Genomic DNA, 26,693 nt, shown 5'->3' on the forward strand with positions numbered 1-26,693 from the left:
AGACTTCAACAATCTTTTTTCGAAAATCAAGAGAGTAAGCTTTCATGCTCAGCCATCACAAGGAAAATTCATTACAGACATGAATAATTCCCAGAGCCTCCTATAGTTCAATTGTACCTCACTCAACAAGGAACCGCTATAAACCGATTCAAAATGCCTGGGCGACCTTAGCCGAAGTCCCTACCCAGACTGCTATATCCGACGCCATCAGCCAAGACTTAAAACGGCGCGGTTTTAGATTCGTGGGCTCAACCATCTGCTACGCCTACATGCAGGCGGCAGGACTGGTGAATGATCACACTGTGGATTGCTTTCGCCACCAGGAGATCAAGGCCATGTCTGGATAGCAAAATATCGCCGTAGGAAGCATCTTTCTAACGATTCCCTGATCCCAGACTCTCTGAATCAGGTCAACACAATGCCTGGGGACGGTATGTCAAGATCCCAAGGTTCTTGGACTCACGGACCGCGAGTTTTAGCACACTCTAAGGCAAGCCTCTGGGGCAGAACCCTGGGATCTGTATCGGGGTTCTAGTCAGAGGCCTGACCCGCCTGGCGGCCTAATTCATAGACACCACAACCAACGCAGCTAATCAGCCCCAGGCTGACCGCCCAACTGGCCCCCAGGCTAATGGTCAGACCATAGTAGATCAAACCACCCACCAGTAGAAAAGGCACCACACTCACCAGGGAAGCTAACGCGGCAGTCTGGGCTTCACGCCCCTCTCCGGTGCGCTCAACCTCTGTCTCTGGCCTGTTTTCGGCCTCCTGGTCTTGTGATCCGCTTAAAGAGCTCTCGACCCGATGCAGCCAACCGTCAACGCGATCGATCGTCCATTGGGCCAGGGGAGAAAAGCCGAGGTACAGAGCCAATGCCCACAGGGCGGTACCAGCAATGACAGCCGTATCAAGGAAAACAGGGAAGGACAAAGATGCGATCGCCATACTAGTACCGCTACGCGGAATTCAAAATGCAAAGTTCAAGGTGAAAAATTGTTGCTGCGCAAGGATTTTAAGCGTTCTGAACAGTAGGTTGATTTCTGCCTTGGTGTACTAGTACCAGTCAGGATAGAAAAGAACGCTTACAGTCCCCCAGTAAAACCCCAGTACACCTTGACATCAAGTGACTTCTAGAGCATCGGTATAGTACGCCAAGATCCCAGGGTTCTGCCCTCGGATCCCCAAAAAATCCTGGCTAAGGTGATCTCTGGAAAACAATCTCCCAGTGGTGGGCCGAGCCCACCCTACCTTAGTGCTGGTCGGTGGATAACGTTGGGAACTTCCTTCCTAGAGATCTCCTAATACCTTCTGCCTTCTGCCTTCTGCCTTTCTATTCTAGTCTCGCTCAGGTCGGTAGTCAGGTCGGGGAGGCGCAGGCGGTGGGCCGGGGTCAAGGCGGTAGCGATCGTTATACTCGCTGCGACTTCTGGGGGGGCGTCGCCGCCGCACACGGTCGTCAGGGCGAGGGGTGGGGCCATAGTAGGGAGGCTCGTCGGGCCGTCCGCCCCGGTTATCTGGGGCGGCATCACTGCGGTAGCGATCGTCGTAGGTATCCCGGGGGTAGGGAGGCCGAGGCGGCACAGGTTCATCCCGCCCCCCTAGCATGGGTCGTGGGCGAGCATAGGGGTCGCTGGGTCCCATGTCCCGCATGTCTAGTTCGGCCCGCAGGTTTGTCCGAGCATCGGGAGTGTAGACTGGCCGACTGGGCCGACTAGGGCGGTAGCCACCCCCACCACCGTAACCATCCCAGCCATCGGTCTGGGTAGCGGGGCGATTCTGGGTTGGGGTGCGAGAATTGATGTTCTGAATGATGAGCGAGGTGAGTACACCTACCATGATCGACTGTTGCAGGGAGGACAACAGGGGCATGGTCCATTCAGACAGCAGAATCACCCCAGAAACGAGCAATAAAACTGAATAGATTTTGTCAGAATCGCGGCCATACCCAGGCTTCAGCCGATCCAGAAAAAATAGTGTAACGGCACCGAGGATCGTGGCAATACCAAGGAGTAGGGGGACAGGGGTAAAATTCACAGTGGATTCCTCGTTAGGATGGCGACTCTGCGCTTAGCCGCAAACGGCTAGAACCGATGCGTGGGAGATTATCGAGACCGCTTTACTCTAATACATATCCAGGCAGTTATACCACGTCTAGCTTCAGGTTAAGCGGCCTTCATGGGGACAGCGCTAGATCTGGTTTTAGACGAGGGGGCACCATATCTGGGGATTTCAGCCATAGCTATTAATTATCTTAACGAACTGTCAAGGATTCCATGGGTTACCTGGGCGGTAACGCTGGGCAGATAACCCGAAGGAAAGTTCCCAACCCTGCCCAATCCCTATGAAGTATCAGGTATCCTAGGCATATTCTGTCTGTCCTTCATGGTTCTGTCCTGACATGATCCGGTGGTCCGCTGGGGCCATTATTCTGTTAGGACTGAAAAATTACTCTTGTCGGCAGGAGTGTCGTCTTAAAAATTCCTTCTAGGATCGTCCTGATGAGGCAATCTATCCGTTCCCTGGCCACTGTTCCCCGCCCAATTTTGCTGCTGGTCCTGTGTGGGCTAAGTAGTGGTGGGGTCTTGATGGCTAACCCAGGGCAAGCCAATCAGGTAGAACAGAGGAGCGCTGATCAACCGGGGGCGGATCAGCCGGTGCTGATGGCCCAGGGGGCAACCACCGCCGAGCTAGAGCGGTTGCAGCGGGAAGCGGATTTGGCGTTTAGCCGGGCAACCACCCTATTTTTTGTGTTGCTAGGCACCCTAATCGTGTTGTTAGGGGTAGGGGTGGCCATGCTGTGGCTGATGCGGCGATCGGTGATTCAGGAAGTGTCGGAGGTGGTGCGTCAGCAAATCAACGCCATCACCGACCTGGAAACCAAGATCCAATCGGCGACCCGTGACCTTGACCACATCCTGGGCCAGGCCCAGGAACGGGCTACCGCGATTGAAAGCCGCACCAACCGGTTCCAGGAAGATGCGGTGACCAAGAAGCAGGTGCTTAACCGGCTGGTGGATGATCTAGCGGAGTTCAAGGCTCGTACCATCAACGACTGGCAGTCTACCCTGGCGGACCTACAGGTGAAGCTAGAGTCCACAGAGGCCAATTTTGTCGGCCATCTATCAGGGCTGCGGCAAACCGCAGATGACCAGGTCACCACCCTGCGCAAAGAAACCCAAATGCAGCGGGATGTGGTGTTTCGCACCCTGGAGGACAACCAGAGCAGTTTTTTACGGGACGTGAATCGGCTGCGCAGTGATGTGGAGGTGCAGCAGGATGCCGTACTGCAAAAGCTGAACAATACAGAGACCGCCTTTGTCGACCAGGTGGGGACCTTAACCCAGAGTGTGCAAGATGAGCGCGATCGCGTTATGGCCTCCTTAGTTGACCTGCGCCAGCAGTTGACTACCCAGGCCAGCGACCAGGTGGAGCGCCAGGCTACGGCCATTGCCGCTGCCCTGGAGGCCCAGGAGCAAGCCAGTCTGGACCAGCTCAGGGCTCAAGAGCAGGCGATGCGGCGTCAATTGGAAGAGTTGCAGGTGGCGGCCCTGGGGCAAAAGGATCTGGCCATTCAGAACATTGAGCGCTCGATCGATGAATTTACCCAGCGGTTTGCCAACCTGCGCAGCGAGGTAGAATCTCAACGCAATCGGATTTTGCAAGACCTGCGGCGCCAGGCGGATGAATTCTTGGCCCAGTTTACCGGGCTGCGAGGGGATATCGAGCAACGGCAAGAGGTGCTGCTCGCCGATCTGCGCCGGGCCGCTGACGATGCTCTGGATCGCTTTGCCACAGTGCGCACCGAGGTGGATGGCCGTCAGCGCAGTACCCTGGATGAGTTCCAGCAGATGGCCCAGGAGCTGCAAACCCAGTTGACCCAACTGGCCCTGGAGGCAGAGAGTCAAAAGTCAACCTTGCTCAGTGACCTGGATGAGTCAGCCAATGCCTTTGGTCAGCAGGTGCGATCGCTGCAAGATACCGCCGGGGAACAGCAGATTCAGGTACTAGATAGCCTGCGAGCCATGGAAGCCGCCTTTACCGAACAACTGGGACAGGTGCGGCAGGTGGTGTTTGCTAAGCGCGATCGCGTGCTCGACAAAATTGATAGCTTTGACCGCCGCCTGAGTGAAGACCTGGCCAACCTGGAAGCCACCGCCACCGAGCGAGAAACCCAGGTGAAAGCTCGCCTGGATGAGTTGATGACCGAAATGACCGAGCGGTTTAGCCAACTAAAGGCCGACATCGAAGCCGGGCGGGAGGTCACCCTGGGAAATCTCAACGACCTGAAACAAAGTTATCAGGTGCGTCTGGACGCGATTCAGGCCGAGGCCCAGCATCAAAAGGCCGACATTATGCAGCGGCTGGGAGAAGTCACCCCTCAATATCTGGCCGATTCGTTCATGAGTGAGGCCCGCCAGCAGTTTGCCACCATTGACGATAAGCTCCATCGCTTAGAGACCAACCGCCCTCAACTGTTCCTCACCGCCGACGAGTATATCGAACGGGGCGATCGCTACCTGGCTGATGCTGACTATCAGCTGGCCATCGGCGAATACGACAAAGCCCTGGAGATTCAGCCGATCAATACTCAAGTGTGGCTAAACCGGGCCAAGGCTCAGCAAGAACTGGAGCAGCTAGAAGCCGCCATTGACTCCCTTAATCGACTGCTCGGCCTGGAGCCCAAACACACCATCGCCCTGAGCCAAAAGGGGATGCTGCTGCGAGAGCTGCGCCGCCACGAAGAAGCCCTCACCGTGTTTGAGCGGTTAACCGAGTTGGCGGCTGACGATCCAAAAGCCTGGTTGAATCGGGGCATGGTACTCAGCCGTCTGAAGCGTCGAGAAGAGGCGATCGAAGCCTTTGACAAGGCCCTGGAACTCAACCCCGAATACCACGAAGCCTGGGTCAACCGGGGGGTCTCCTACGGTATCTTGCAGCAGCATGAGGAAGCTTTTAAGTCCTTTGATAAGGCAGTGGAGTACCAGGCCAATGACGCGATCGCCTGGCTGAATCGCGGCCTTTCCCTAATTGAGTTAGAACAATATGACGATGCCTTAGCCAGCTTCGACAAAGCTACTCGCTTTAACCCTGACTCTCCCAAAGCCTGGGACAATCGTGGACTGGCCCTGGTTAAGCTGGGCCGCGACGACGCAGCCATCAAAAGCTTCGACACCGCCATTTCCCTCGACCCCGACTATCCCAAAGCCCACTACCATAAAGCTCTCTGCTATGCCCTGCAACGTCAGTTTGATCCTGCCATGGAAGCCCTACAACAGGCGGTGCGCCTCGACCCTGACTATAAAGAAGAAGCCCGCACCGAACCGGCTTTCGACGAACTATGGAGCGATAACTGGTTTCGCGAACTAGTAGAAAAGTAAAATTACCTGTTAGTGCTCTGAGTCAGAAATAACCCACCTATTTCCGTCAGCTCAAACCTTTGCATGGAGCAGGATTTCCTTTCTACCTCCTGTCTTCTGACCTCTGACTGTCTGTACTAGTCCATTACAAAAAACCACTTGGAAGAAAACGAAATGAGGCAGTATTCTCAACTCACCTTAGTTACTTATCGAATTAGTCAAGTACTGCCAATTATTTATCACATTGGTTCATCCATTGTCTTGGTTACAGGTCTATCACTAGGATCAACCTTATGGATTTTTTTACTGTATCTCAGCCGAGTCATGGCAACTACTAGTATTTACCATCGACTACTGACCCATAAATCCTATCAGGCCCCAAAACTAGTTTTATATTTAGGATGTATTGTGGCAGCGTCAGCAGGGCAGATGGGACCAAGCTGGTGGAAAGCCCATCATCTAAATCATCATTACTATACCGAGCAAGAGCTAGATTCTCATTCCCCTCATACCCCTTTTCAAGGATTCTGGGGTTTTCTCTGGTCTCATGTGGGATGGCTATTATCGCCTCGGTTTTTACCGAAAAAACTGCCAAATGATGTTGAAAATGACAAGGTTTTAAGGATTATCGATCGATTACATTTTCTGCCCTTCATAGCGCTTGGGGCAATCTCATACTTTATTGGGGGACTCGAATATCTCGGTGCTTTTTTTCTCAGCACAACGCTTCTGTTTCATGCTACTCAAACAGTCAATTCCCTGGCACATATCTTTGGCGGTCAGCCCTTTGCTACCGAGGACCAGAGTCGGAATAATGGTCTTGTCGCTTTTCTAACGGTGGGTGAAGGCTGGCATAATCTCCATCATGCCTTTCAGGCATCCAGTCGCCATGGTATTACCGTTCAGAACGGTAAGGTTGTTTATTTACCCGATCCTACATTTAGCTTCCTCAAGATACTTGAACTCTTTGGATTAGCCTCAAAGCTTAGGGTCCCGACTGAAACCGAACTGCTGGCACGGGCTAGACACTCAAACAACTTGCAGCCATTAAATTCGGGACTACCGGCTACAGAAGACGCTTAAATTAAGTTACTTGACTCAATAGTCTGGACACTTACTTTTCTGAAAAAGCGCTGAAATTCTTGACTGCTCGCTGACTAAGCCGTTGAGTAAGAGAGTTGAGACTCCCATTCCACCACTGCTGACAAAAACTGTCCGGAGTATTGTTGGCTAAGACTTAATTTTTAAGTTGTTAAAAGCGATCAGTCTACATTTCTTGTCTCATGACAACTTGATAAAGAAATTAGGCCTTGCCGTAATTTGGTAAACCTGAGGGTACGTCCCTGTCGTAAAAGCCCCCATACACATTAGTAGATAAAATTCCCAGTGACGCTTCCACTCATCGACTGTTTGGAAGGGGGTGGAGTCAAGAATACGTTGGATATGGGGTTTGATATTCTCCCAATTTTGTTGAAAGTAGTGATTCCAGGAACGCAACGTTGCCGGGTAGTCTTCGAAAATGTTGTTCTCCTTGATCTTTACAAACTGCCGATTGCTCTCGATCGCCTTACCCAATTGCGATGGTGATCCCAGCGAAGCATGCTGAAATATATATCGATTGATATAAGGATCACAGACCAAAGTAGGGTGATCCGCTCCAATAGTTTGAATACCCAGTAGACCATCGGGACTGATCACCTCGCGCACATTTTTGAGAATGTGAGGTAGGTTTCGGGTACCGCCGTGTTCCAGGGTTTCAAGAAAAATACACTTTGTGATCTGCTCAACCCCCGCTTGAGCCAGAATATCTTGATGGCGATTGTGATAGCTATGGTTGAAGAAGTGGTAGTCCTTCATCCCCTCGAACTTGGCGCGACAGTAGTCGATCTGTACGTCTGAGATTGTGATTCCAATGTAGGTTATGTTGAACTGATGCTTTAAGTAGTCTGGTAGCGTCCCCCATCCGCAACCACAGTCTAGAATGACATCACCATCGCTAATGTTCAGCTCATTAACCCAATAGGCTAAGTTCTGATTCTGAGCAGCGGTCAGGTTTTCGGGTGTTTGAGCCAGACCGGTCCAATCCCCCGTCGTATATTTCATCGACTCTCCCAGAAAACCTTCGTACAATTCAGTTGGAAGGTCGTAGTGGGTCTTTGCGACATCCATTTGTCGAATCAGGGACAAATTAAAAGTTTTGTAAAGCAGCTGCTCTAAAAGCAAGGAAGGCGAATTTGGCAGCTCAAAAATAATAGAATTTGTTTTTGTTTCCAGGTTAAGAGCAAATAAGCGCTCAAACAACAGATCGATCCGTGAACAACGCCATAATCCCTTTATATAGGTATTGCCAAGTCCTAAAGTTTTGAATTTCTTGAACTGATTGATAACATTTCTAAGCTGATTATCTTGGCAAATAATATCCCAAGGATTCGCTCCACCTAAGACATCTTTTTCCTCAATTACTTGGATATTTTTGCTAAGCAAAATCTGGCTTATGGGCTCTTTTATCGCAAAGGCAGTATGAGAATTCGCTTGACTATGTTTTGACAACGAAGACATGATTTTTCTCCCATTTCAGTAGCAGAATAACCTGGCGCTCGATGACGAAAATTACTTACCTACACTTATCTACTTGGTAGAGCAGAAGCCTCCATTTGACAATGATTTTCCTCACCGTTCTGACTTCCTGTCATAGGGATTTTACACCCTAGTATCAACCATGAATGGATTAACAAAACTGATCAATGTCTGTGAAAAGTGACAGACGTTGATCTTAATAAGTCTATCTTTAATCTTTCTATATTAAAACCCCTCCCTTTTACTTAGAATTTCCTTAGAATTTCAGTCAATTTCAAAAAATCAATGAAATCCAAGTTTTATTGGACGTCATTTCTCTCTCACAAAATGATTTTTGCTCCTTTTGTTGTATGCTACCTTGCTTAACCTGCTGGATGGGTCTTGGAGCGTAAGTAAACGTATATTGTTCATGAGTCTTTACCAAACTTGACCACTCCTAAATATGGCTTCCGCTGTAACTCCAGATTTGCAGGGTGTGCGGGCAATATTAATAGCTTGAGAGGCTCATCCTCGATAGACTATTGATTCCGGGCAGGCCGTTATGACCCGCGACAGGGGGACGATGCAGGGCAATCAGTGCTACGCGACTCATGAGGTTGACGTTGCGGGGGGGTGGAACCTGAGGGGGCAAAATTCCCTCAGACAACTCATCTGGCTGGCTATCGCCTCAGGCTTGAACACACCTCCGTGCGGCATTTAAGGAAAATCTGGGAAAAAGTGATTCCAGTTTCTAGATCTGGGATAAGCTAATTGGCGATGTGTGCTGCCTATCAATCGGGCTTCCAGCTATGACTTGGCGACTCCGCAACGTTCCCTCCAGGTTTTCCGTGCGTGCTTTACAGGCTGAGGTATTTAGGGGGAGACAGCGTTGGCGACCAACCTTCAAGCTTTCTCGGCTATTTTGGCTAATGGTACTGGGGCTACTCACCCTCTATGCCACCCTGACGGTCTTTGCCACGCCCAACCTGGTCAAAGCTCAGGAGGTGGCGATCGCTGATACTGGCACAGCCGCCTTCTGGACTCAAGCGTCCTTCCCGGTGGAGGACTTTCAGACCTACACCTCTCCCTTTGGCTACCGCAGAGACCCGGTCAATGGTAACCAACGGTTTCACTATGGGCTTGATCTAGCCGCTCCAAACGGCAGCTACATCCGCAATTGGTGGGCCGGGGAAGTGGTTTGGGTGGAAGACCAGGGGGCTTGTGGCACCTCTGTGGGCATCAAGTCTGGGGATTGGACCCACATTTATTGTCATATGCACGGCCATGTGACTCGTGATTCCCGGGGGCGGGCTATGGTCGATCGCAATGGGGGAATTCAGTTACGAGTTGGTCAGCAGGTTCCAGCAGGAGCCCGCATTGGCCGTGTGGGCATGACCGGGCGCACCACTGGCCCCCACCTCCACTGGGGTATGAAATACCAGGACAACTGGATTGACCCGGCCCTGGTGCTGCAAGCCATGTATCTGGGCCAGCAGGCCGGTCGCTAGGGTTGGTGACCTGGCTTTTAGGGTTGCTGTTGGGGGTATGGCTGGTGGTAGGCCCAGCAGGTCCTGCCCTGGCGGTTTCTGGGGATGGGGATCATCCCCCCTTGACCCTAGAGATTTTGAGGCAACGGCTGGATAATCCTGGCCAACGGGAAGGGCGTCCAGTCATTGATTTGCGTAACTTTACCCTTGATCTGCGGTCCGACAGCGAGCTCAGTCAAGGGTTTTATCGATTGTTGAGCAATGGGTTGCAAAAACCAGCCACACCGCCTGCGCTGGATCTCAGCTATGCGGTGGTGCAGGGGGATCTGGATCTTCAACGATTGGGACAACGGCAGCCCCTATATAGCTCAGCCTTAGATGCCGCTGAGGCTCAGCAGGATGGTTTGGCGGCGTTGCTGAGTGAGGCGGCCAAGGCCCAACTAAAGCGCGATCGCAAGCGCCTATCTCAGCTCAGTCGGCTATCCCAGTCATTTTTGATTCAAGCCGGTGACACCCCCCAGCAGATCTATTTATTTAAAGGGCCGATGGTGGCCCTCCAAACCCACTTTCAGGGTCAGGTGTTGGGGGGCGACACCTTCTTCTTAGGCCGCATTTTGGCCCAGGGGGCCACCTTTGAGCAGGGGCTCTATCTGTCCGGAGCACGTTTTAGCCAGCCAGTAACCGTGTCGGGTGCAGACTTTCGTCAGACTGTCCAGGCCAAAAACGCAATTTTTTTCCAGCCCACCCGATTCGACCAGAGTCAATTTCGCAAAGGACTGAACTTTCAAGGGGCCGAGTTTAAAGCCGACGCCAACTTTAGCCGCAGCCAGTTTACCGGCAACCTGAACCTCAGCCGCATCCAGTGGCAGGGCACCGCTGATTTTGCCCGCACTGACTGGCAAAACACCGCCTTTTTTCTGCGCAATTACTTCGCTAAGGCCGTATTTTTTACCGAATCCCGGTTTGATGCGCCGCTAATCCTCCGCCAGGCCAGGTTTGGCGAGCCCGTGAACTTGCGCAATGTCATTCTGGGGGATGACATGGATTTGGGAGATGCGCTGATTCCTCCCCAGGCCTACATCAATGTGGCCGGGTTAGAGTTCAGTGTCGAGCAAACCAAGATTCTCGGCACCCCTGGGAAAATTGGTCGGGCCTTCTCGGTACCGCAGCTAACTGGCAATGAAACCCTGCTGCGAAATCTAGAGCGTAATTTTCGACAGCTAGAGCAAATTGGGGACGCCAATCACATCGCCTATACCACTGAGCGCTTGCGGCTCAAGGACTGGCATCGTCAGTTGTTGGGAGTCAACCTGAATACGGCCTCAGTTGCAGCCCTGGTCAACGCTGGCTTTACCGAAGCCCAGGCCCAAGCCGTAGTTCAGCAGCGACAGCAGCAGACCTTTATTGGGGTAGATGGCATCCTTAACGTAGAAGGGGTCGATCTGGCCACTTACCTCAAGGTACGAGACCATATTTTTGCCCGCAACACCTTTTCTCTCACCAAGCGTATCGCCCTAGGTTTGCGTTGGCTGATCCTGACTGGGCTGGTGGTCCTTAGCCACTATGGCACTAGTTTTGGCCTCACCTTTGGCCTGGGGTTGGTGGCCATTCCCACCTTTGCCCTGATGTTTTGGTTTATTGATCGCTATCGCCGTCGGCTGCCAACGCCGATCGTGCCCCCCCTGGCGGAAGGGCTATGGCTGGGGGGAGCTTGTGGTCTCTCTGGCAGCCTGGGGTTCAGCAATCTGTGGCGTCTGGCTGACTATCCAGGGCTAGCCTTAATCACTCTGGGGTTACTGATTTTACCCATCCCCGTGGGACTGATTGTTCTACTACTGAAGCGGGGTCGATTCCATGACCTGATGCATGAAAGCTATTTTGTCGAAGACGGTAGCCTGCGCCAATTGCGGCTGTTGATAGCCCGCCTGCCAGTGATTCCTAAATTTCCGTTTTTTCGCGATCGCTATACCCCTATCCTGCTCGACCGTCGCTGGAATTGGCTTAACTATCTAGATTTCAGCCTGAACAACTGGTTGAAATTTGGCTTCAATGACATTCGATTGCGAGATCAACAGGTGCCTGGGTTGATCACAGCTCTGGTGTGGTATCAATGGGGGTTGGGGTTGCTCTACGCTGCGCTATTGTTATGGACCCTGTCGCGCACCATTCCCGGTCTAAACCTACTGCTGTATTTCTAGCAATTCCCTGTGAGTCAACCGTCTTCTTCGTCCTCAGATTTAAACCAAGAGGCCAAAGCTGATCTACGTCGCCGCCTGATCAAAGCCCGCCAAAGCATTCCTCCCCAGTTGTGGCGGCAAAAGTGCGATCGCATCTGCGCTCATCTCCTGGCCTGGAATTACTTTCGCCAGTGTCGGGTAATTTTGGCCTACACCAGCTTTCGCCAAGAACCAGATCTGAGCCCCCTGACCCAGCACCATGCTCACTGGGGCTTACCCCGCTGCGTCGGTAAGCAAATGCAGTGGCACTACTGGTCCCCCCAGAGCAAATGGCCCCTGCGCAAAGGGGCCTACGGCATTACCGAACCCCACCCCAAGTCTCCCCTGGTGGATTTGGCCATGGTGGATTTGATGTTGGTCCCGGCGGTCGCCTGCGATGTGCGGGGCTATCGACTGGGATACGGCGGCGGCTACTACGATCGCCTGTTTAACCAACCCCAGTGGCAGCGGGTCCCCGCCATTGGCGTGGTGTTTGAATATGCCCGCCTGCCTAGCCTGCCCAAAGATGTGTGGGACCGCCCGATGACCGGGGTATGCTCTGAAAGTGGTCTGTTTTTAGCCCAGTAGCCCCTCCTCGATTCGCCTGATGTCATGCATCATGGAACCAGCCCGTGAGCATCGGTACAGATTCCAGGGCTCTATCCTGGGATGTTCCAAAAGTTGTGGCCCAAGACCCCCAAGACCCCCAAGACCCCCAAGACCCCCAAGGCCCCCAAGACCCCTAAGACCCCCAAGACCCTTAGAAGCTTGACATCCTATGCCGATGCTCTAAACCAAATTCAAGTCCAGACCTGGAGTTCTGCCTGTGGGAAAACTTCAGATCCCGAGCTGGACTTGGTATAGCTACATTTCTCGTTGAGTTGAGCGATCGCTTTATCAGACGTTTTTCCCACCAACGCCCAGGCCGCCGCCGTCAACTCGCCATGCTCAAACCCAACCGCCGCCGCTGGTTGATGGTGACCTTGGTGGGGTTACTGGGGCTGGCCTACAGCACCGTAGACTGGCGGCTACTCAGTCGGCCCATCACCTATCCCGACAACCCGATTACTAACGCCGACTGGTATCAACCTCAGCAGCGGGTAGTCGGGGGCCCCCGCGGCAGCGCTCCGATTCCCGCCAGCGATACCACCGTCATCCCCCCAGAGGCCTTGGGAACAGCGGTAGAGTTTGCCGAAGCCCAAAACTCGGTAGCCCTGCTGGTCATGCACCGCGATCGCCTGGTGCTCGAACAGTACTGGCACGATCACGCCGCCGACAGCCCGATCAATGGCATGTCCATGACCAAAACCCTGGTGGCCCTATTGATGGGCATCGCCATAGACGAAGGGCACATTACATCTCTCCAGGATCCGATAGCTACCTACATCGACGAATGGGCTGACGATGATCGGGGCCAAATTACCCTGGCCGATTTACTCTACATGCAGTCGGGGCTGCGCAACGACGACCGCACCACTACCCTCCAGTCTGACCTGGTGCAACTCTATGGGGGCTCTGATGTGCACCGTACCGCCCTGGCCATTCCAGCCGAGGATCCCCCTGGCCAGCAATTTGCCTATAACAATGTCAATTCTCAACTGGCCGCGATCGCCCTCGAACGAGCCACGGGCGAATCCTTCGGCGACTACCTATCAAGCCGGTTATGGCAGCCCTTAGGTAGCGACGATGGATTTCTCTGGCTAGACCGACCAGGGGGCAACGCCAAACCCTTTTGTTGCTTTTTTGCCACCGTCAGAGACTGGCTGCGGGTGGGCCAGATGATCCTGCATCAAGGGCGCGTCAACGACACCCAGGTGGTACCAGCCGCCTGGATCCAGCAAATGCAAGGCGCCTCTCCCCTGGAGCCCACCTTTGGCTTACATCTATGGATTAAAGCCCGAACACCCGCCTATCCCCAGGTTAACCAAGCCGCCTCAGCCCCCTTCGCCGCCCCTGACACCGTTTACCTGGATGGTCGCTATCATCAGCGGGTCTACGTAATTCCCTCCTACGATTTAGTGATTGTGCGCATTGGCGAGTATCCCCCCGCCTGGGATGATGCGGTCATCCCTAATGCCCTGGTCGACGGGCTACAACAAGCCAGTGAATAATATCGGCTGGCAGCAATGTGGCCACCTTTGCTTATGCCGCAGCATAGTAGCACCTGGTGACAACAACTGAGCTACCTCAGAGGCACCTCAATACCTGCTTTTACGTCCTGAGTTTTGTATATCTGCCCAAGGAGAGAGCCGTTAGACAAACCACTTGGGCAAAACTATGGGGCAAAGCCGCTTGCATGGGATAGATGATAAAGCTCTCGAGATGAAGATATCGTAAAGGTATCGTCTTAGGACCATACTTTGATAAAGTCTTCAAGATTGAAGCTTAAAATCAATGTTGTGCGCGCAACTACACCTTAATAATGATAATGAGCTATGCAAACTTGTGAGGATGCTGCCGATACTGATCTACAGCCGTTTGTCTCAGTGATCATTCCGGTTTACAACGATGCTGACAGACTAAACATTTGTTTAACCGCGTTGCATCAGCAAACCTATGATTCGGATCGCTATGAAATCATTATTATCGATAATGGCTCTGATTCAAGCCAGGCCATGGACAACCTTAAGGCTAAGTTTAACAACGTTGTTTATGAGCAGGAATTGATCCCAGGTTCCTATGCAGCTCGCAACAAAGGTATTATTATTGCCAAGGGTGACGTGATTGCGTTCACAGATTCAGATTGTATTCCAGTTAATGATTGGATAGAAAAAGGAGTGAAATACTTAACAAAAATGCCCAACTGTGGGTTGGTGGCAGGCAGAATTGAAATGTTCTTCAAAGATCCTAATCATCCTAATCTCTGCGAGTTGTATGATCGCTTTGTTATGGACTTTCCCCAAAAAGCGTTTCTAGAGAAGCGTGGCGCGGCATTCACAGCAAACATCTTTACATGGAAGCATGTTTTAGACAAGGTTGGCTATTTCTTAACCGATCTTAAATCCTTTGGCGATCAAGAGTGGGGTAAACGGGTTCATGGGGCTGGGTATGGACAGATCTATGCCGATGACGCCTGCGTTTATCATCCCACCCGCTATACCATGGCTGACTTACATCGGCGTACCCTTCGCTTGTCTGGGGGAATTTATGACATGTATGTCGCTAAGGAACCCCTATGGTGGAAGAGATACGGTCGAGTTGTGAAGTTAGTCATCAATGATTTATTCAAACAACCGATTAAAGTGACAAATCAGGTCATACAAGATGACCGAATCAACAATTTCAGCACTAAGCTCAAAATCGTGATGATCACTTACTTCATGCAATTTTTAAGTGCCTATGAAAAAGTCAGGCTTAAAGCGGGTGGTGAATCAGAGCGATGATAGACTTAAACCAGTTTCAAGTCCAGACCTGGAGTTCTGCCTGCGGGAAAACTTTAGATCAGATCCCGAGCTGGACTTGATGTAAATTAGGATTCAAGTGCAGACTTGGACTGTTGTTTATGGCAAAATGCTAGCTCCCAAGCTGGAATCGATCTGATAGAGCTTAGATTATTTTTATTTTTAGTGCTTAAGTATTAGGAGTAGGTTATGGCAAGTCGGTTCATTAAGTTATCGGTAAGTTCAATTACCCTCTCGGGACTACTTTTGTCGTATGTCACCCCCGTGCTTGCCCAGGCAGAAGTGAGGGAAGCCGAACCCAGTGGGGCACCCTCTGAGTCCTTCATTGATTTCTCTGAACCCTCCAGTCCAGGGCAACGAGACCTGCCCGTTCCATCCGATTTTGATGACGATGCCTATGTCCTTAACTCGGGCGACGTTGTGCAATTTGACATTTTTAATGTCCCTGAATTAGGCAACGGTGCTGAAACTTACAACGTTTTGGTGGATGGCACCATCAACCTTCCCTGGATCGGGCGCGTCTATGTCAGAGGGCTAAGTTTGGAGGAGGCCACCAGAGAGGTCGAACAGCGATACTCCCAGATGATTCTTGATCCGGTGGTCACCTTGACCCTAACCACAACTCGACCGTCTACCGTTGCTGTAGTCGGTGAGGTCAACCGACCGGGTTCTTTCACCACTCGTCCTCGGGATGGTGGTGGGGAAGGATTTGATGGAGATGATCCGAACCCCAGGGAAGTGCGGACTGTGGTGCAGGCGATTCGGCTAGCTGGCGGGATTACCCAGATGGCTGATATTCGTAACGTTCAGGTGCGTCGCCCCCAAGCTAACGGTCCGGACAGGGTGACAACAGTCGATTTCTTCGCCTTACTTAAGGATGGCAGCCAAACGCCCAATATACTGGTGCGCGATGGAGATACTATCTTTGTGCCCACGGCAACAGCTTTGCTACCGGAAGAATCCCAAACAATTGCTGCGGCTAACTTTTCCCCAAGTGCTATTGGCGTTGATGTCGTTGGTGAGGTTAAGGATCCAGGCCGTGTGGAAATTAAGCCTAATTCTACGCTGAACCAAGCCATCCTAGCCGCCGGTGGTTTTGATGACCCCCGAGCCCAGTCTGGAGAAGTGGCCTTTATTCGGCTGAACCAAGACGGTACTGTGACGAACCGAGTCATTCCAGTTGATTTATCGGCAGGCCTCAATGACGAAAATAACCCATCGCTGAGGGAAAATGATGTGGTAATCGTCTCCCGATCTGGGGTGACTCGCACCTCTGATTTTCTAGAGTTAATTGGCGGAGCGGCCAGCGCGATTATCAATCCAGTGTTAGGCATTACCAACATCATCAACTTGCTTGACCGCATTGGCAATCCCGATCGTGACTAGAACGCTGGTGCAGATCCCAGGGTTCTATCCTGGGATACTGCGAAATTCATCACCAATGAATCCAAGCACTCTGGACTCTTGACAGACTGTATCGATACTCTAGACATTAATACTAATCCTGTGGGTAATGCAGGCCCCAACTCTGGCGTAAACAATCCATGATTTCAAGCATCTGCACCGATTCATCAAGGGGCATCTTAGGGCTTTCGAGCTGCTGCTGCCTCAGACAGGCCATAACTTCCTCGGCTTCATAGTTAAACCCATTGCCCTGGATGGGGGTTGATAGAGTTTTGGTGTTGTCTCGCAATTTCGCAACCGCTGACTTGGCCAGGGGTATGCGCTTGCCCAGACTCACCAATTGGCGCTTGAAGGCCGATGGAGAAGCTGACGGTTGAGATGATCGGACCACCGGCTGTTCTGAATATGGGGTCACAGACAGGCGATCGGGCCGACAAAAGGGCGGATGCAGCGTAATTTTACCTGTTGTACCCGTAATTACCGCTGTATTGGAGGCGTAACCCCGAAGGGTAGCGGCCAACTGGGCCAGCTGACCATTGGTATAGCCCAGGATGAAGGCCGCTTGCTCATCCACTCCGGTCTCACCAAGACAGGCTTGTCCCACCACTGACTCTGGGACACCCAGCAGCTGGAAAGCCAGAGACAGCGGGTAGCTACCCCGATCTAATAGCGCTCCCCCCCCTAAGTCCAGATTAAAGAAGCGGCTTTTAGGGTCATATTCTGTGGGATAGCCAAAGTCAGCGGTTAAGGTCAACACCTCGCCAATGGTGCCCTCGGCAATTAAGGCTTGGGCTTGCTGTACCAGGGGCATAAACCGCATCCACATGGCTTCCATGCAGAACACCCCCTGACGGCGAGCGGTGTCAGCGATTTCCTTAGCCTCTTTGGCATTGAGGGCCAGGGGTTTCTCGCAAAGTACTGCTTTACCAGCGTTTAAGCACAACAGACAGTCTTGATAATGGCGAAAATGGGGAGTGGCAATGTAGATCACATCAACCGCAGGGTCCTCAGCTAGGGCTTGATAGCTGCCGTGCACCTGGGGAATGGCGTAAGCTTGGGCAAAGGATTGGGCTGAGCCCAAGGTGCGCGATCCCACAGCTACCAGTTTGGCATCGGGTAAACAACTCAGGCCGTAGGCAAACTCGCGGGCGATTGTTCCCGTTCCCAAAATGCCCCAGCGAATTGGGGAACCGGTCTGAACCATAGGAGTCAATTTCCTTATGTGTAACGATTAGGCCATGGCCCAGGGCATAGGCTGAATAGGCTCAAATGAGGTGGTTAGAGGATACGTACATCCTGTTTCTAAGGCATTTTGAATGGCGATCGCCAGTTCATTGTTATGCAATGAAAAATCGGTAGCCAAACGATTAGGACGCCCTTCAGTAATGGCCTCTGCCATTTCAGCTACCCCTCGGCAGAAGTCCATTTGCTGAGCTCCATTGTAGTTAAACTTGGGGGCACGGCGCACTAGCGGATACTTCTTTTTAACGGGGCTCATAAAGACTTTGCGCCGAATTTTGACCATCCGTTGCACATATACTGGATCCCCGTAGTACCAGCAATCATCAATACCGGCGATGCCCTGATCACCGATAATTCGCAGGGAATGGTCATGGGGAGCCACAATACTACAGGTTAAGCGGGCTACTACCCCAGAGACAAATTTGATACAGGCGACTGAGAAGTCTGGTGTATCAGATGGTGACAATGTCACCTCGGGGTGTTTGTCAGCAGCCGGGATCAGACACGAGGAAAATGCCGTGACTGAGGCGGCAGGACCAAAGAACATGGTCAACCAGGTCAGGTAATAGCCAGCATGTTCTAGGGTGCAGCCGACTTCAAACTCATCCTGAAATGGCCAAGGGATGCCTGAAGTACTCACCCATTGTTGGTAAGGCATCTTATGAACCAGGCCATCATCCATTTCGGCATAGACTAATCGCACTGGCCCCACAACCTCCTGCCGCAGCGCTTTCCACAGGGTTTGGGCTGATTCACTCAGACAACTGCACGGGGCACAGGAGAGCTGTAAGTTTTTTTGGTTAGCCAGGTCTGCTAGCTCTTTGGCCTCAGCCATGGTCATGGCGATCGGCTTTTCTGAGTAGACGTGCTTACCTGCCATGAGTGCGGCCTGGGTTATGCTGTAATGGCTGCGAGGATTTGTCAGGTTAACGACGATATCGACATTAGCATCCGCAAGCACGTCATCTAGAGAGTTGTAGGACTTGCTCCAGGTACGCTTAGCCAGGTGATCGGCGCGATCGCAGTCTTGGTCAAAGCAGCCAATCAGCTCCAGGTGAGGATGTAATGGAAGGGTCTTGAGATAGTAATCCGATACAAAGCCACAGCCCACAAAAACAATGCGCACGGGTATGCTCCCTTGGTTTACGAGATATGAGCCATTACAGCTAGAACGCAGGACGGATAAGCCTGACTATGCTAATCCTGATAGGTGATTTCTATTGATAATGACCCAGATCATCCCCCCTAAGAAAAATTACGGACTCAACTTTCGACAATCTTTAAGTTTTCTCAAAGCTATTGCCCAATCGAGGATCACCATGGACACTGCCGTTGGCCACATCTTGCAGCGTGCCTTGCAGGGGGATGATATCTCCCCTGAGCAGGGGTTGCAGCTCTTGCAGCAACGACAGGCATCGACGGTAGCCGCAATTCGGGCTGCCGCTGACCGCCTGCGGCGACAACAGGTGGGCGATGTGGTGACCTATGTGGTCAACCGCAATATCAACTACACCAACATTTGCGAGCAGCACTGTAGTTTTTGTGCCTTTCGCCGCGATCGCGACGACACCGGCGCCTACTGGTTAGACTTTGCCCCAATTCTAGATAAAGCCAAGGAAGCGGTCACCCTAGGGGCTACCGAAATCTGTATGCAGGGCGGCCTTAACCCCTATGCCAAGGTGAATGGCAGCACTTTGCAGTATTACCTGAAGCTGGTGGATACAATCAAGGGCTCCTTCCCAGCATTGCACCTGCATGCTTTTTCCCCCCAGGAGGTGCAGTTCATCGCCCGTGAAGATGACTTGAGTTTCCGCCATGTGCTGCAGGCGTTACGCGATGCCGGGGTGGGGTCTCTACCCGGAACAGCAGCAGAAGTCCTCGACGATCAGGTACGACAGGTGTTGTGTCCAGAGAAAATCAACACTGCCACCTGGCTGGAGATTGTGGGTTTGGCCCACGAGGTGGGCTTACCGACCACTAGCACCCTGCTATCTGGGCATATTGAAACCCCAGAGCACCAGATCACCCACCTGGAGCAACTCCGGCAGTTGCAGCGGCGCTCCCTAGAAGCGGGTAACGCCGCCATCACTGAATTTATTCTGCTGCCCTTTGTCGGGCAAGAAGCCCCAAAACCCCTGCGGCGACGGGTCGGGCAAGATCAACCCCTGTTGGCCGATGCCCTATTACTTACTGCAGTGGCCCGCATTTACCTGGGTAACTGGATTGTCAATCACCAACCCAGTTGGGTGAAGCTAGGGCTGGAGGGGGCAACGGCAGCACTGACCTGGGGCTGCAATGACATAGGGGGCACCCTGATGGAAGAGCACATTACCTCAATGGCGGGGGCCCAAGGGGGAACCTGTATGACGGTGGCTCAGCTACAGGGCGCGATCGCCAGCTTAGGCCGCCCCGCCCAACAACGGGATACCCTCTATGGTCCCATGGGATCTGCCTCTGGAAACGCGATCGCCCCAGCTCGACAGTCCCTGAGCCAGAGGGCGATGGCCTGACCCACTAAACCCTGGCTACTTTCTTGGGGAGGAGTGGCCCCCCGGCGGCCAGCAGGGTAGGCTCCTAAGCTGGAGTAAATCAGAGAGAGTCGCCAGCCATCATCCCCCTGCACCAGAAACAGCCAATGGTAGTGCTGCAGGGACACGGCCTGCTGTTGCCAGTACTGGCGCTCCAGGGTGGTAAAGAAGATCTGGTGCAGATTTTCCCTGGGGGCAGTCTCTCCCAGGGGTAGCGGGGTAAAATCGGGCTGACTAGCCACTAAGACCGTGCCAAAAGGACTGGAACGTTCCTCTGGATGGCCCAGGCTGCGGCTAGCCACCAAATTGCTGTAGGTGGGTAGATCGTTGAGCAGTTGGGCCACCAGGGGTTCGAGTTCTGCTGGGCAGGGATTGTGGGGTCTGATCGGGGTGCTAGGGCTGTTTACCTCCGACCGCAGGGATCCGAAGCCAGCCCAGGCCGAATGATCATGACTGAGTAGTAGCACCAGCAGTGCCAAGAGCCCCATCCCCCCCTTAACCATCCCTTTCAAACGCCCCTTAAAGACCATCGGTACCCACATCAAACTCCTGCCCCCTGGGGCGTTGGCTCAATTTACCTGTTACCTGTTACCTGTTACCTGTTACCTGTTACCTGTTACCTGGCATCTGGCACCTAAAACCCTCAGCAACGGTGGTCATATTTCTGCCAGGCCGTACTAGGAAGACAGGGCGGTTGAACATTCTGCGCAAATGCGATCGAACGCGGCGGCGGGTTCAGGCGCTGCCGTAATCGGCCGTCCGATCACCAGGTAGGTGGCCCCGGCCTGCAACGCCTGAGCTGGAGTCATGGTGCGCTGTTGATCATTGGCGTTTGCCCAGGTGGGCCGCACCCCCGGACAAACCAGCACAAAGTCAGCTGGTAAAAATCGCCGCAGTTGCCCTGCCTCTTGCGGCGAGCAAACAACCCCAGCCAAACCACTATCCTTGGCCAGCAGCGCCATTTGTAAGGCATAGTCAGGCAGATCTAGGGGAATCTTCAATTCCAAAGATAGCGCCTGGGGGGCAATGCTGGTCAACACTGTGACCGCCACCACCATGGGTGTGGGTACCCCTACCCCCGCCGCCCCTGCGATTACCCCAGCCTGGGCCTCCATCAGGGCAGTTTTGCCAGCCGCCCCGTGGATGGTGATCAAGTCAATCCCTTGCGCTGCCGCCATCCGACAAGCCCCGGCCATAGTGTTCGGGATGTCATGGAATTTCAAATCCAAGAAAATTCGCTTCTGGCGCGCTTTTAGCTCCTGCACAATAGCCGGTCCTGTGCTGACAAACAGCTCCAGCCCCACCTTCCAAAAACTGACTTGGGGTAGTTGGTCCACCAAGGCCAGTGCAGCCGAGAGGGAGGGTACATCCAACGGGACAATAATTCGCTCATCCACAGTCATCGGGATAGCCTCACCCTGGTTTGACCCACATCAACGTTTGGCCAAACTCTACGGGTTGGGCATTTTCTACCAGGATTTCGACAATTTCCCCAGAAACTTCCGCCTCTAGTTCATTCATCAATTTCATGGCTTCAATAATACAAACCGCCTGGCCAGGGGCAATCCGATCGCCAATATTGACGAAGGGGGGTTCATCAGGGGCTGGGGAGCGATAAAAGGTGCCTACCATTGGGGAACTCACCGCCACTAAATCGCTGGCTTTACCAGGCGGGGCAGCCGGAGCGGCAGATTGGGCGGTCGATTGGCTCACCTCGGGCACCGGGGCCACCAGCTCAGGGGCAGGTAGTGAGACCTCGGCTCCCGGAGGATTAACCATTACCCCAGCCGTAGCGGTCACAGCCCCTTGCTTACGTAGTACTAGCTCAAAATTGGCGCTCTTTAGCGTCAGCTCGGCAATGTCACTTTGGCTGAGGGCAGCCACTAACTCTCTCAATTCGTTGACGCTTAATTCCACTCTGTAAACCCTACTCCAACAGAAAGCGTCTTGATCGCAGACGCAGTGTGTGCCACAGAACACCGGGAAAAAGTAGCCTCAGTCAGCCTTGACATCCCAGACCCTAAGGGGGTTATTCCCGCCCTAGATAAGTATCGCTACGGGTGTCGACTTTAATTCTTTCCCCAATCGAAATAAACAGAGGCACCATTACCTGGGCACCGGTTTCGAGGATGGCGGGCTTGGTACCCCCCGTGGCGGTATCCCCTTTGACACCAGGATCAGTTTGGGCTACTTCAAGCACAATGGAGTTGGGTAATTCCACCTCTAGCACTTGACCGTTCCAGGTGACAACGTTAACGCTCATCTCCTCTTTCAAGTACTTGACTTGATCGCCCACTTGTTCAGCCGTGAGGCGCACCTCTTCGTAGGTTTCCATGTCCATGAACACCAGGTCTTCCCCATCCCGGTAGGTGTGTTGCATGTCCTTCTTTTCAATCACCGCTTGGGGAACGGTTTCGCCGGCTCGGAAGGTTTTTTCAACCGTGTTACCCGTTTGCACATTCTTGAGCTTTGTGCGTACAAAGGCCGACCCCTTGCCGGGTTTAACGTGAAGAAATTCAACCACGCGCCAGACTGAGCCATCGAGCTCGATGGACGTGCCGGTGCGAAAATCATTGCTGGAAATCATATCGCTGGCTTTAGTGGGCAGTTAACATTTGGCATCTCATTTTACCCCCCTGTGGCCATTTCCCACAGATTTTCCCATTCCCTCTGGGGGGTAGGCAGGAGCCAGAGATAATAGTTTCATCCATACATGCGGGTACGGATTGACGACGGTTTATCTGGAGCAATCATCAGGCAAAGTTTGGGTCAGGTCCGGCAGTGTGACAAGATTATAGGAGGCACTGCGCCTGTAGGCTGAGAGCAGCCCAATAAACATTCAGCCCAGTATATAGATGTGATGATTATGGTTCAAGCACTGATGGCAAACAGCAGTTGGGGGATGGTGGGTCTGCGCCTGCTGACCCGGTTCGGGGCAGGGATCCTGGTCATGGTTGGCCTGTGGTTGGGAACCGTAACGCCGGCTCAGGCGGTGACTCTGCCGTCGCCGACCATGGTGGCCTACTTACCCCCTGGCAACGCCATCACCGATGGTCGAGCCCTATTGCGATATTCCCTACCGATTGACAACGACGATATCCGCAGTGTCCAGGAAACCCTGGAGGGCTTGTCAGAGTGGCTGCGCAGTAAGCGCTGGGGACCCATCACTAAGGATTTGAATAAGGTGGAGCGGCTACTGAACCGTAAGCGAGAGACGATCTTAGCCGATATTCCGGACGGTAAGCGGGCCGCAGCTGTGAGCTACCTGGATGACATTCAAGCGCAGCTGCCGTCGGCCCGAGAGGCGGTGGACTTGCGCGATCGCGAGACGGTATGGATTAAACGATCGGCAATGCTCAATGACGTTAGCCGCATTGAAGAGCTAATGGTGGCAGGGTTCCCCTTTGACATCCCCGAGGAGTATAGCCATCTGCCCCAACTGAAGGGGCGGGCCACCGTCGAATTTACCACTAACAAGGGCACCATGCAGGCGGTGATTGATGGCTTTAGCGCGCCGGTCACTGGCGGCAACTTTGTGGACCTGGTGCAGCGGGGCTTCTATGACGGCATGGAATTTACCCGGGCAGAAGATAACTACGTGCTGCAAACCGGTGACCCCGACGGTCCAGAGGAGGGGTTCATTGATCCCAAGACCAAGGCCTATCGGGCCATTCCCTTAGAAATTTTGGTGAAGGGGGACGAAGCCCCGATCTATGGAGCCACCCTAGAGGAACTAGGGCGGTTTTTAGAGGCACCTGTGCTGCCATTCTCCGCCTTTGGCACCCTGGGTATGGCCCGGCCTAACACCGATCCCGATGGGGGATCGTCCCAGTTTTTCTTCTTCTTATTTGAGCCAGAGCTAACCCCAGCAGGGCTGAACTTGTTGGATGGCCGTTACGCGGTCTTTGGCTACGTGGTCGAGAACAAAGAACTGCTGGACAAACTTACCCAGGGGGACCGGATTGAGTCGGCTCGGGTGATCGCTGGGGCTGATAACCTGGTGCAGCCCACCTAGGCTGCCCATGGAAAATCCACAAACCGTTGAGCAGGCGGGGGAGTTGGGCCTGCTAGAGCGACTGTTCCAGTTCTGCCCTGGGGATGTAATTGGGGATGACGGAGCGGTGATTCCCCTAAACGCTGGACAGCAGCTGGTGGTGACGACGGATATATTGGTGGAGGGGGTGCATTTTAGCGATCGCACCACGCCCCCTGCATCCGTAGGTTGGCGAGCGGTGGCGGCCAATCTATCAGACCTGGCCGCCATGGGGGCTACCCCCATTGGTATTACCGTGGGCCTCAGTCTTCCCGGACCTACCCCTTTGACCTGGGTGGAAGCAATGTACCAGGGCATGGCCGCCTGTTTAGACATTTGGGGTGGTACCATTGTCGGCGGTGATCTCAGTCGTTCACCTACGGTGCAGGTGGCGATTACGGCCCTGGGTCAGGTAGCCCCCGAGCGCGCCTTATACCGCCATGGGGCTGTACCAGGGCAGGCGATCGTGGCCACGGGTTACCATGGTTTGTCTCGGGCTGGTCTAGAACTTTTACTGCACTCAGAGGCAGAGCAGAAGATTGAGCCCCAGGCAGCCCATCGCTGGGTACAGGCCCACCAACGCCCCCAGCCTCGCCTGGATGTGGTGGCGGCTTTGGCTGAGATTTTAGCGGATCAGAAACCCGTGGCCCTAGCCGCCATGGACTCCAGTGATGGCCTAGGGAACGCGATTTTACACCTGTGCCAGGCCAGCGGTGTGGGCGCTCGCTTGAGGGTTGATCAGTTACCGCTTGATCCCGCTTTGATCCAGTGGGTGGGGCTAGCCCAGGGGATTGATTGGTGTCTGTACGGCGGCGAAGATTTTGAGCTGGTGCTGTGCTTGCCTGACCCGGTGGCCCAAAGGCTGGTCCATCGCCTAGGGTCTCCCTGTACTATCATCGGTCACACCACCGACGACCCCGCCGTAGTGCTGGATTTGGGGGCAGGCCACAGCCAAACGATTAGCTTCAGTCAAGGGTTCCAGCATTTTACTGACCCCTAGATCGTCGCCAGTTAAACCAGTTTTCGGCCCAGTCTCGCCGCCAGGTGCCTGGCTGCCAACGGTGCTGCTGCCACCGGGTCGCCAACTGGGGTACGATGGCCGCCAGGGTGTGGGGTAACTGGGGCCAAGATTCCCATTGCTGAATACGACTCCCCTGCTGCATAAGGCTGGCCAGGGATTGAATCAGGTCGCTGGCGTTGGGGCTGCAAAGCTGTACCCCCAGCAATCGACCATCTCGATGCACAACCCAGCGGCAAAAGCCAGTGATATCCCCTAGGGTCTGGGCATTAGCCACCTGATCTAGAGAAATGTGTAATATCTGGGCATCGGCCCCATACCAGTGCTGAGCCTGGGTAGCCGTAAACCCTAACCGGCCATAGCCAGGCACCGTGGGCAGGTGGCCAATCCGGTGCAGGGACATGAGCTGACGCCGGGGCAAATACAGGGCGTTGCGTAGGGCGATCGCCACATCTTGATGGTCGGTGGTTTCGGCCCAGTAGCCCCCCAGGGCTGGACCACAGGCAAACACTCGGGGGTGGGTGGTCTGGAGGCGATCGTCTACGGGTATGTAGTTTCGATGGGTGATGATACCCACTCGGTCTAGGTCTAGGGATAAGACATCAGGCTGGCGAGCGGTGGCCAGCAGCAGATGCTCAAATCGCTGAGGTGCCCTATCGGTCCACTCGATTTCAATTCCAGCCCTGTCAGCCAGGGTTCGATCGCAAATCTGATCAATCTTTGCGCCCACCTGCACGGTCACCCCCGCCGCCCGCAGTAGACTCTCCACAAAGGTAGCCATGGCCGGATCTTCGGTGGGCAATAGGCGATCGCCCCGGCTAATCAGGGTCACCCGACTACCCAATAACGCCAGCGACTGGGCGATCGCAATGCCATCGGCACTGCCCCCCAAAACCACCATATCCTGAGGTTGGGTAGCGACATCAGCCAAGGTATCGGCCGTGAGGTAGGGGGTTTGAGCCAGTCCAGGAATTTGAGGCACCGTGGGGATGGTATCTGGGCAAAGTAGATAGCGGCGGCCCGTTAGCCGTCGTTTAGCCGTGGTCACCGCCAGCTGTGGCCGAGGGCTTAACTGCCCCTGGTCTAGCACCACATCGACCCCGGCTATAGCCAGCGCCCCCAAGCTGAGGTGAGGATAAGCCCTGGCGGCATACCCTGACACCCGTTGCCTTACCTCTGCCCACGGGACGGGGGTAGGGCGAGGGGGTAGAAACTGATGCCATTGACTGGCGGGTTTAGAGGCGGCCGCCGCCTGAGCCAGAATCTGGAGGGTCAGCTGTCGTCGTAGCTGTCTAAAGCCACTACCCGGCGGCTCCACTAGGGCCATACGCGCCCCTTCCCTGGCCCCCAATGCCGCCGCTTCTCGCCCCTGTAGGGTGCCGCCTATGATCACTCCATCGTAATCGACGGTCATGGTGTTCTCGGTTGATTGCATAACGAGTGTAGCGGGT

21 protein-coding genes and 1 pseudogene are annotated in these 26,693 nt (G+C 53.7%); 12 read left to right on the top strand and 10 right to left on the bottom strand.

Features of this window, described 5'->3' with window-relative positions:
• Positions 1-143: 143 nt before the first annotated feature.
• A pseudogene (locus E1H13_RS17700) lies at positions 144-347 on the top strand (DNA-3-methyladenine glycosylase I); the annotation flags it as partial.
• Between the two features lie 184 nt (positions 348-531).
• On the opposite strand, the gene E1H13_RS17705 reads toward E1H13_RS17700, so the two are convergent.
• Positions 532-945, bottom strand: a complete 414-nt coding sequence (locus E1H13_RS17705; protein ID WP_169615096.1) for a hypothetical protein — start codon at positions 943-945, stop codon at positions 532-534.
• A 390-nt stretch (positions 946-1,335) separates the two neighbouring features.
• Positions 1,336-2,034, bottom strand: a complete 699-nt coding sequence (locus E1H13_RS17710; RefSeq protein ID WP_169615098.1) for a Ycf66 family protein — start codon at positions 2,032-2,034, stop codon at positions 1,336-1,338.
• Positions 2,035-2,498: 464 nt separating this feature from the next.
• Here E1H13_RS17710 and E1H13_RS17715 point away from each other — a divergent pair, with 464 nt between their 5' ends.
• Both E1H13_RS17715 and E1H13_RS17720 read left to right on the top strand, forming a co-directional pair.
• A complete protein-coding gene (locus E1H13_RS17715) occupies positions 2,499-5,378 on the top strand; it encodes a tetratricopeptide repeat protein (RefSeq protein ID WP_169615101.1) in 2,880 nt (959 codons plus the stop codon).
• Positions 5,379-5,531: 153 nt separating this feature from the next.
• Complete coding sequence (locus E1H13_RS17720; protein WP_169615103.1) at positions 5,532-6,440, top strand: acyl-CoA desaturase; 909 nt, start codon at positions 5,532-5,534, stop codon at positions 6,438-6,440.
• A gap of 198 nt (positions 6,441-6,638) precedes the next feature.
• On the opposite strand, the gene E1H13_RS17725 is transcribed toward E1H13_RS17720, so the two are convergent.
• Positions 6,639-7,916 carry a class I SAM-dependent methyltransferase gene (locus E1H13_RS17725; protein WP_169615105.1) on the bottom strand — a complete coding sequence of 426 codons (1,278 nt, stop codon included), beginning with the start codon at positions 7,914-7,916 and terminating at the stop codon, positions 6,639-6,641.
• An 845-nt stretch (positions 7,917-8,761) separates the two neighbouring features.
• On the opposite strand from E1H13_RS17725, the gene E1H13_RS17730 reads away from it, so the two are divergent.
• From E1H13_RS17730 to E1H13_RS17755, 6 genes are all read left to right on the top strand, one after another.
• Positions 8,762-9,421: a M23 family metallopeptidase gene (locus E1H13_RS17730; RefSeq protein ID WP_347404182.1), complete on the top strand. Its 660-nt coding sequence runs from the start codon at positions 8,762-8,764 to the stop codon at positions 9,419-9,421.
• A gap of 5 nt (positions 9,422-9,426) precedes the next feature.
• Positions 9,427-11,598, top strand: a complete 2,172-nt coding sequence (locus E1H13_RS17735) for a pentapeptide repeat-containing protein (RefSeq protein WP_347404183.1) — start codon at positions 9,427-9,429, stop codon at positions 11,596-11,598.
• Positions 11,599-11,607: 9 nt separating this feature from the next.
• Positions 11,608-12,204: a 5-formyltetrahydrofolate cyclo-ligase gene (locus E1H13_RS17740; protein ID WP_169615109.1), complete on the top strand. Its 597-nt coding sequence runs from the start codon at positions 11,608-11,610 to the stop codon at positions 12,202-12,204.
• 356 nt (positions 12,205-12,560) lie between these two features.
• Entirely contained in the window at positions 12,561-13,727 is a 1,167-nt protein-coding gene (locus E1H13_RS17745) for a serine hydrolase (protein ID WP_240966707.1), read from the top strand.
• Positions 13,728-14,051: 324 nt separating this feature from the next.
• Positions 14,052-14,999, top strand: a complete 948-nt coding sequence (locus E1H13_RS17750) for a glycosyltransferase family 2 protein (protein ID WP_169615111.1) — start codon at positions 14,052-14,054, stop codon at positions 14,997-14,999.
• A gap of 207 nt (positions 15,000-15,206) precedes the next feature.
• Positions 15,207-16,403, top strand: coding sequence for a polysaccharide biosynthesis/export family protein (locus E1H13_RS17755; RefSeq protein ID WP_169615112.1), 1,197 nt, complete (start codon positions 15,207-15,209; stop codon positions 16,401-16,403).
• A gap of 112 nt (positions 16,404-16,515) precedes the next feature.
• Here the strand turns inward: E1H13_RS17755 and E1H13_RS17760 are convergent, their stop codons facing one another.
• The gene (locus E1H13_RS17760; protein ID WP_169615114.1) at positions 16,516-17,625 is read right to left on the bottom strand and encodes a Gfo/Idh/MocA family oxidoreductase; all 1,110 of its coding nucleotides are present in this window, start codon (positions 17,623-17,625) and stop codon (positions 16,516-16,518) included.
• Between the two features lie 27 nt (positions 17,626-17,652).
• Positions 17,653-18,789: a Gfo/Idh/MocA family oxidoreductase gene (locus E1H13_RS17765; protein WP_169615116.1), complete on the bottom strand. Its 1,137-nt coding sequence runs from the start codon at positions 18,787-18,789 to the stop codon at positions 17,653-17,655.
• Between the two features lie 193 nt (positions 18,790-18,982).
• On the opposite strand from E1H13_RS17765, the gene cofH reads away from it, so the two are divergent.
• Positions 18,983-20,173 carry a 7,8-didemethyl-8-hydroxy-5-deazariboflavin synthase subunit CofH gene (gene cofH / locus E1H13_RS17770; protein WP_169615117.1) on the top strand — a complete coding sequence of 397 codons (1,191 nt, stop codon included), beginning with the start codon at positions 18,983-18,985 and terminating at the stop codon, positions 20,171-20,173.
• On the opposite strand, the gene E1H13_RS17775 is transcribed toward cofH, so the two are convergent.
• From E1H13_RS17775 to efp, 4 genes are all read right to left on the bottom strand, one after another.
• A complete protein-coding gene (locus E1H13_RS17775) occupies positions 20,095-20,679 on the bottom strand; it encodes a hypothetical protein (protein ID WP_206070652.1) in 585 nt (194 codons plus the stop codon). The genes cofH and E1H13_RS17775 overlap by 79 nt on opposite strands.
• A gap of 189 nt (positions 20,680-20,868) precedes the next feature.
• A complete protein-coding gene (pyrF, locus tag E1H13_RS17780) occupies positions 20,869-21,594 on the bottom strand; it encodes an orotidine-5'-phosphate decarboxylase (protein ID WP_169615119.1) in 726 nt (241 codons plus the stop codon).
• Between the two features lie 10 nt (positions 21,595-21,604).
• Positions 21,605-22,108, bottom strand: a complete 504-nt coding sequence (accB, locus tag E1H13_RS17785; protein WP_169615121.1) for an acetyl-CoA carboxylase biotin carboxyl carrier protein — start codon at positions 22,106-22,108, stop codon at positions 21,605-21,607.
• 112 nt (positions 22,109-22,220) lie between these two features.
• Positions 22,221-22,778, bottom strand: coding sequence for an elongation factor P (gene efp, locus E1H13_RS17790; RefSeq protein ID WP_169615123.1), 558 nt, complete (start codon positions 22,776-22,778; stop codon positions 22,221-22,223).
• Positions 22,779-23,057: 279 nt separating this feature from the next.
• Here efp and E1H13_RS17795 point away from each other — a divergent pair, with 279 nt between their 5' ends.
• Positions 23,058-24,206 (top strand): peptidylprolyl isomerase, encoded by a 1,149-nt coding sequence (locus E1H13_RS17795; RefSeq protein WP_240966708.1) that lies wholly within the window; start codon positions 23,058-23,060, stop codon positions 24,204-24,206.
• Positions 24,207-24,213: 7 nt separating this feature from the next.
• Entirely contained in the window at positions 24,214-25,224 is a 1,011-nt protein-coding gene (gene thiL / locus E1H13_RS17800; protein WP_169615125.1) for a thiamine-phosphate kinase, read from the top strand.
• On the opposite strand, the gene E1H13_RS17805 is transcribed toward thiL, so the two are convergent.
• Positions 25,211-26,677 (bottom strand): FAD-dependent oxidoreductase, encoded by a 1,467-nt coding sequence (locus E1H13_RS17805; protein ID WP_169615127.1) that lies wholly within the window; start codon positions 26,675-26,677, stop codon positions 25,211-25,213. The genes thiL and E1H13_RS17805 overlap by 14 nt on opposite strands.
• Positions 26,678-26,693 lie beyond the last annotated feature (16 nt).

Origin of the sequence: Nodosilinea sp. P-1105 (assembly GCF_012911975.1) — a bacterium.
Taxonomy (GTDB): Bacteria; Cyanobacteriota; Cyanobacteriia; order Phormidesmidales; family Phormidesmidaceae; genus Nodosilinea.

Bases quoted from the DNA above. Each gene is read 5' to 3' on its own strand.
- E1H13_RS17705 (WP_169615096.1), bottom strand. From the start codon at position 945: ATGGCGATCGCATCTTTGTCCTTCCCTGTTTTCCTTGATACGGCTGTC.
- E1H13_RS17715 (WP_169615101.1), top strand. From the start codon at position 2,499: ATGAGGCAATCTATCCGTTCCCTGGCCACTGTTCCCCGCCCAATTTTG.
- E1H13_RS17720 (WP_169615103.1), top strand. From the start codon at position 5,532: ATGAGGCAGTATTCTCAACTCACCTTAGTTACTTATCGAATTAGTCAA.
- E1H13_RS17725 (WP_169615105.1), bottom strand. From the start codon at position 7,916: ATGTCTTCGTTGTCAAAACATAGTCAAGCGAATTCTCATACTGCCTTT.
- E1H13_RS17745 (WP_240966707.1), top strand. From the start codon at position 12,561: ATGCTCAAACCCAACCGCCGCCGCTGGTTGATGGTGACCTTGGTGGGG.
- E1H13_RS17750 (WP_169615111.1), top strand. From the start codon at position 14,052: ATGCAAACTTGTGAGGATGCTGCCGATACTGATCTACAGCCGTTTGTC.
- E1H13_RS17755 (WP_169615112.1), top strand. From the start codon at position 15,207: ATGGCAAGTCGGTTCATTAAGTTATCGGTAAGTTCAATTACCCTCTCG.
- E1H13_RS17760 (WP_169615114.1), bottom strand. From the start codon at position 17,625: ATGGTTCAGACCGGTTCCCCAATTCGCTGGGGCATTTTGGGAACGGGA.
- cofH (WP_169615117.1), top strand. From the start codon at position 18,983: ATGGACACTGCCGTTGGCCACATCTTGCAGCGTGCCTTGCAGGGGGAT.
- E1H13_RS17775 (WP_206070652.1), bottom strand. From the start codon at position 20,679: ATGGGGCTCTTGGCACTGCTGGTGCTACTACTCAGTCATGATCATTCG.
- pyrF (WP_169615119.1), bottom strand. From the start codon at position 21,594: ATGACTGTGGATGAGCGAATTATTGTCCCGTTGGATGTACCCTCCCTC.
- efp (WP_169615123.1), bottom strand. From the start codon at position 22,778: ATGATTTCCAGCAATGATTTTCGCACCGGCACGTCCATCGAGCTCGAT.
- E1H13_RS17795 (WP_240966708.1), top strand. From the start codon at position 23,058: ATGGTTCAAGCACTGATGGCAAACAGCAGTTGGGGGATGGTGGGTCTG.
- thiL (WP_169615125.1), top strand. From the start codon at position 24,214: ATGGAAAATCCACAAACCGTTGAGCAGGCGGGGGAGTTGGGCCTGCTA.
- E1H13_RS17805 (WP_169615127.1), bottom strand. From the start codon at position 26,677: ATGCAATCAACCGAGAACACCATGACCGTCGATTACGATGGAGTGATC.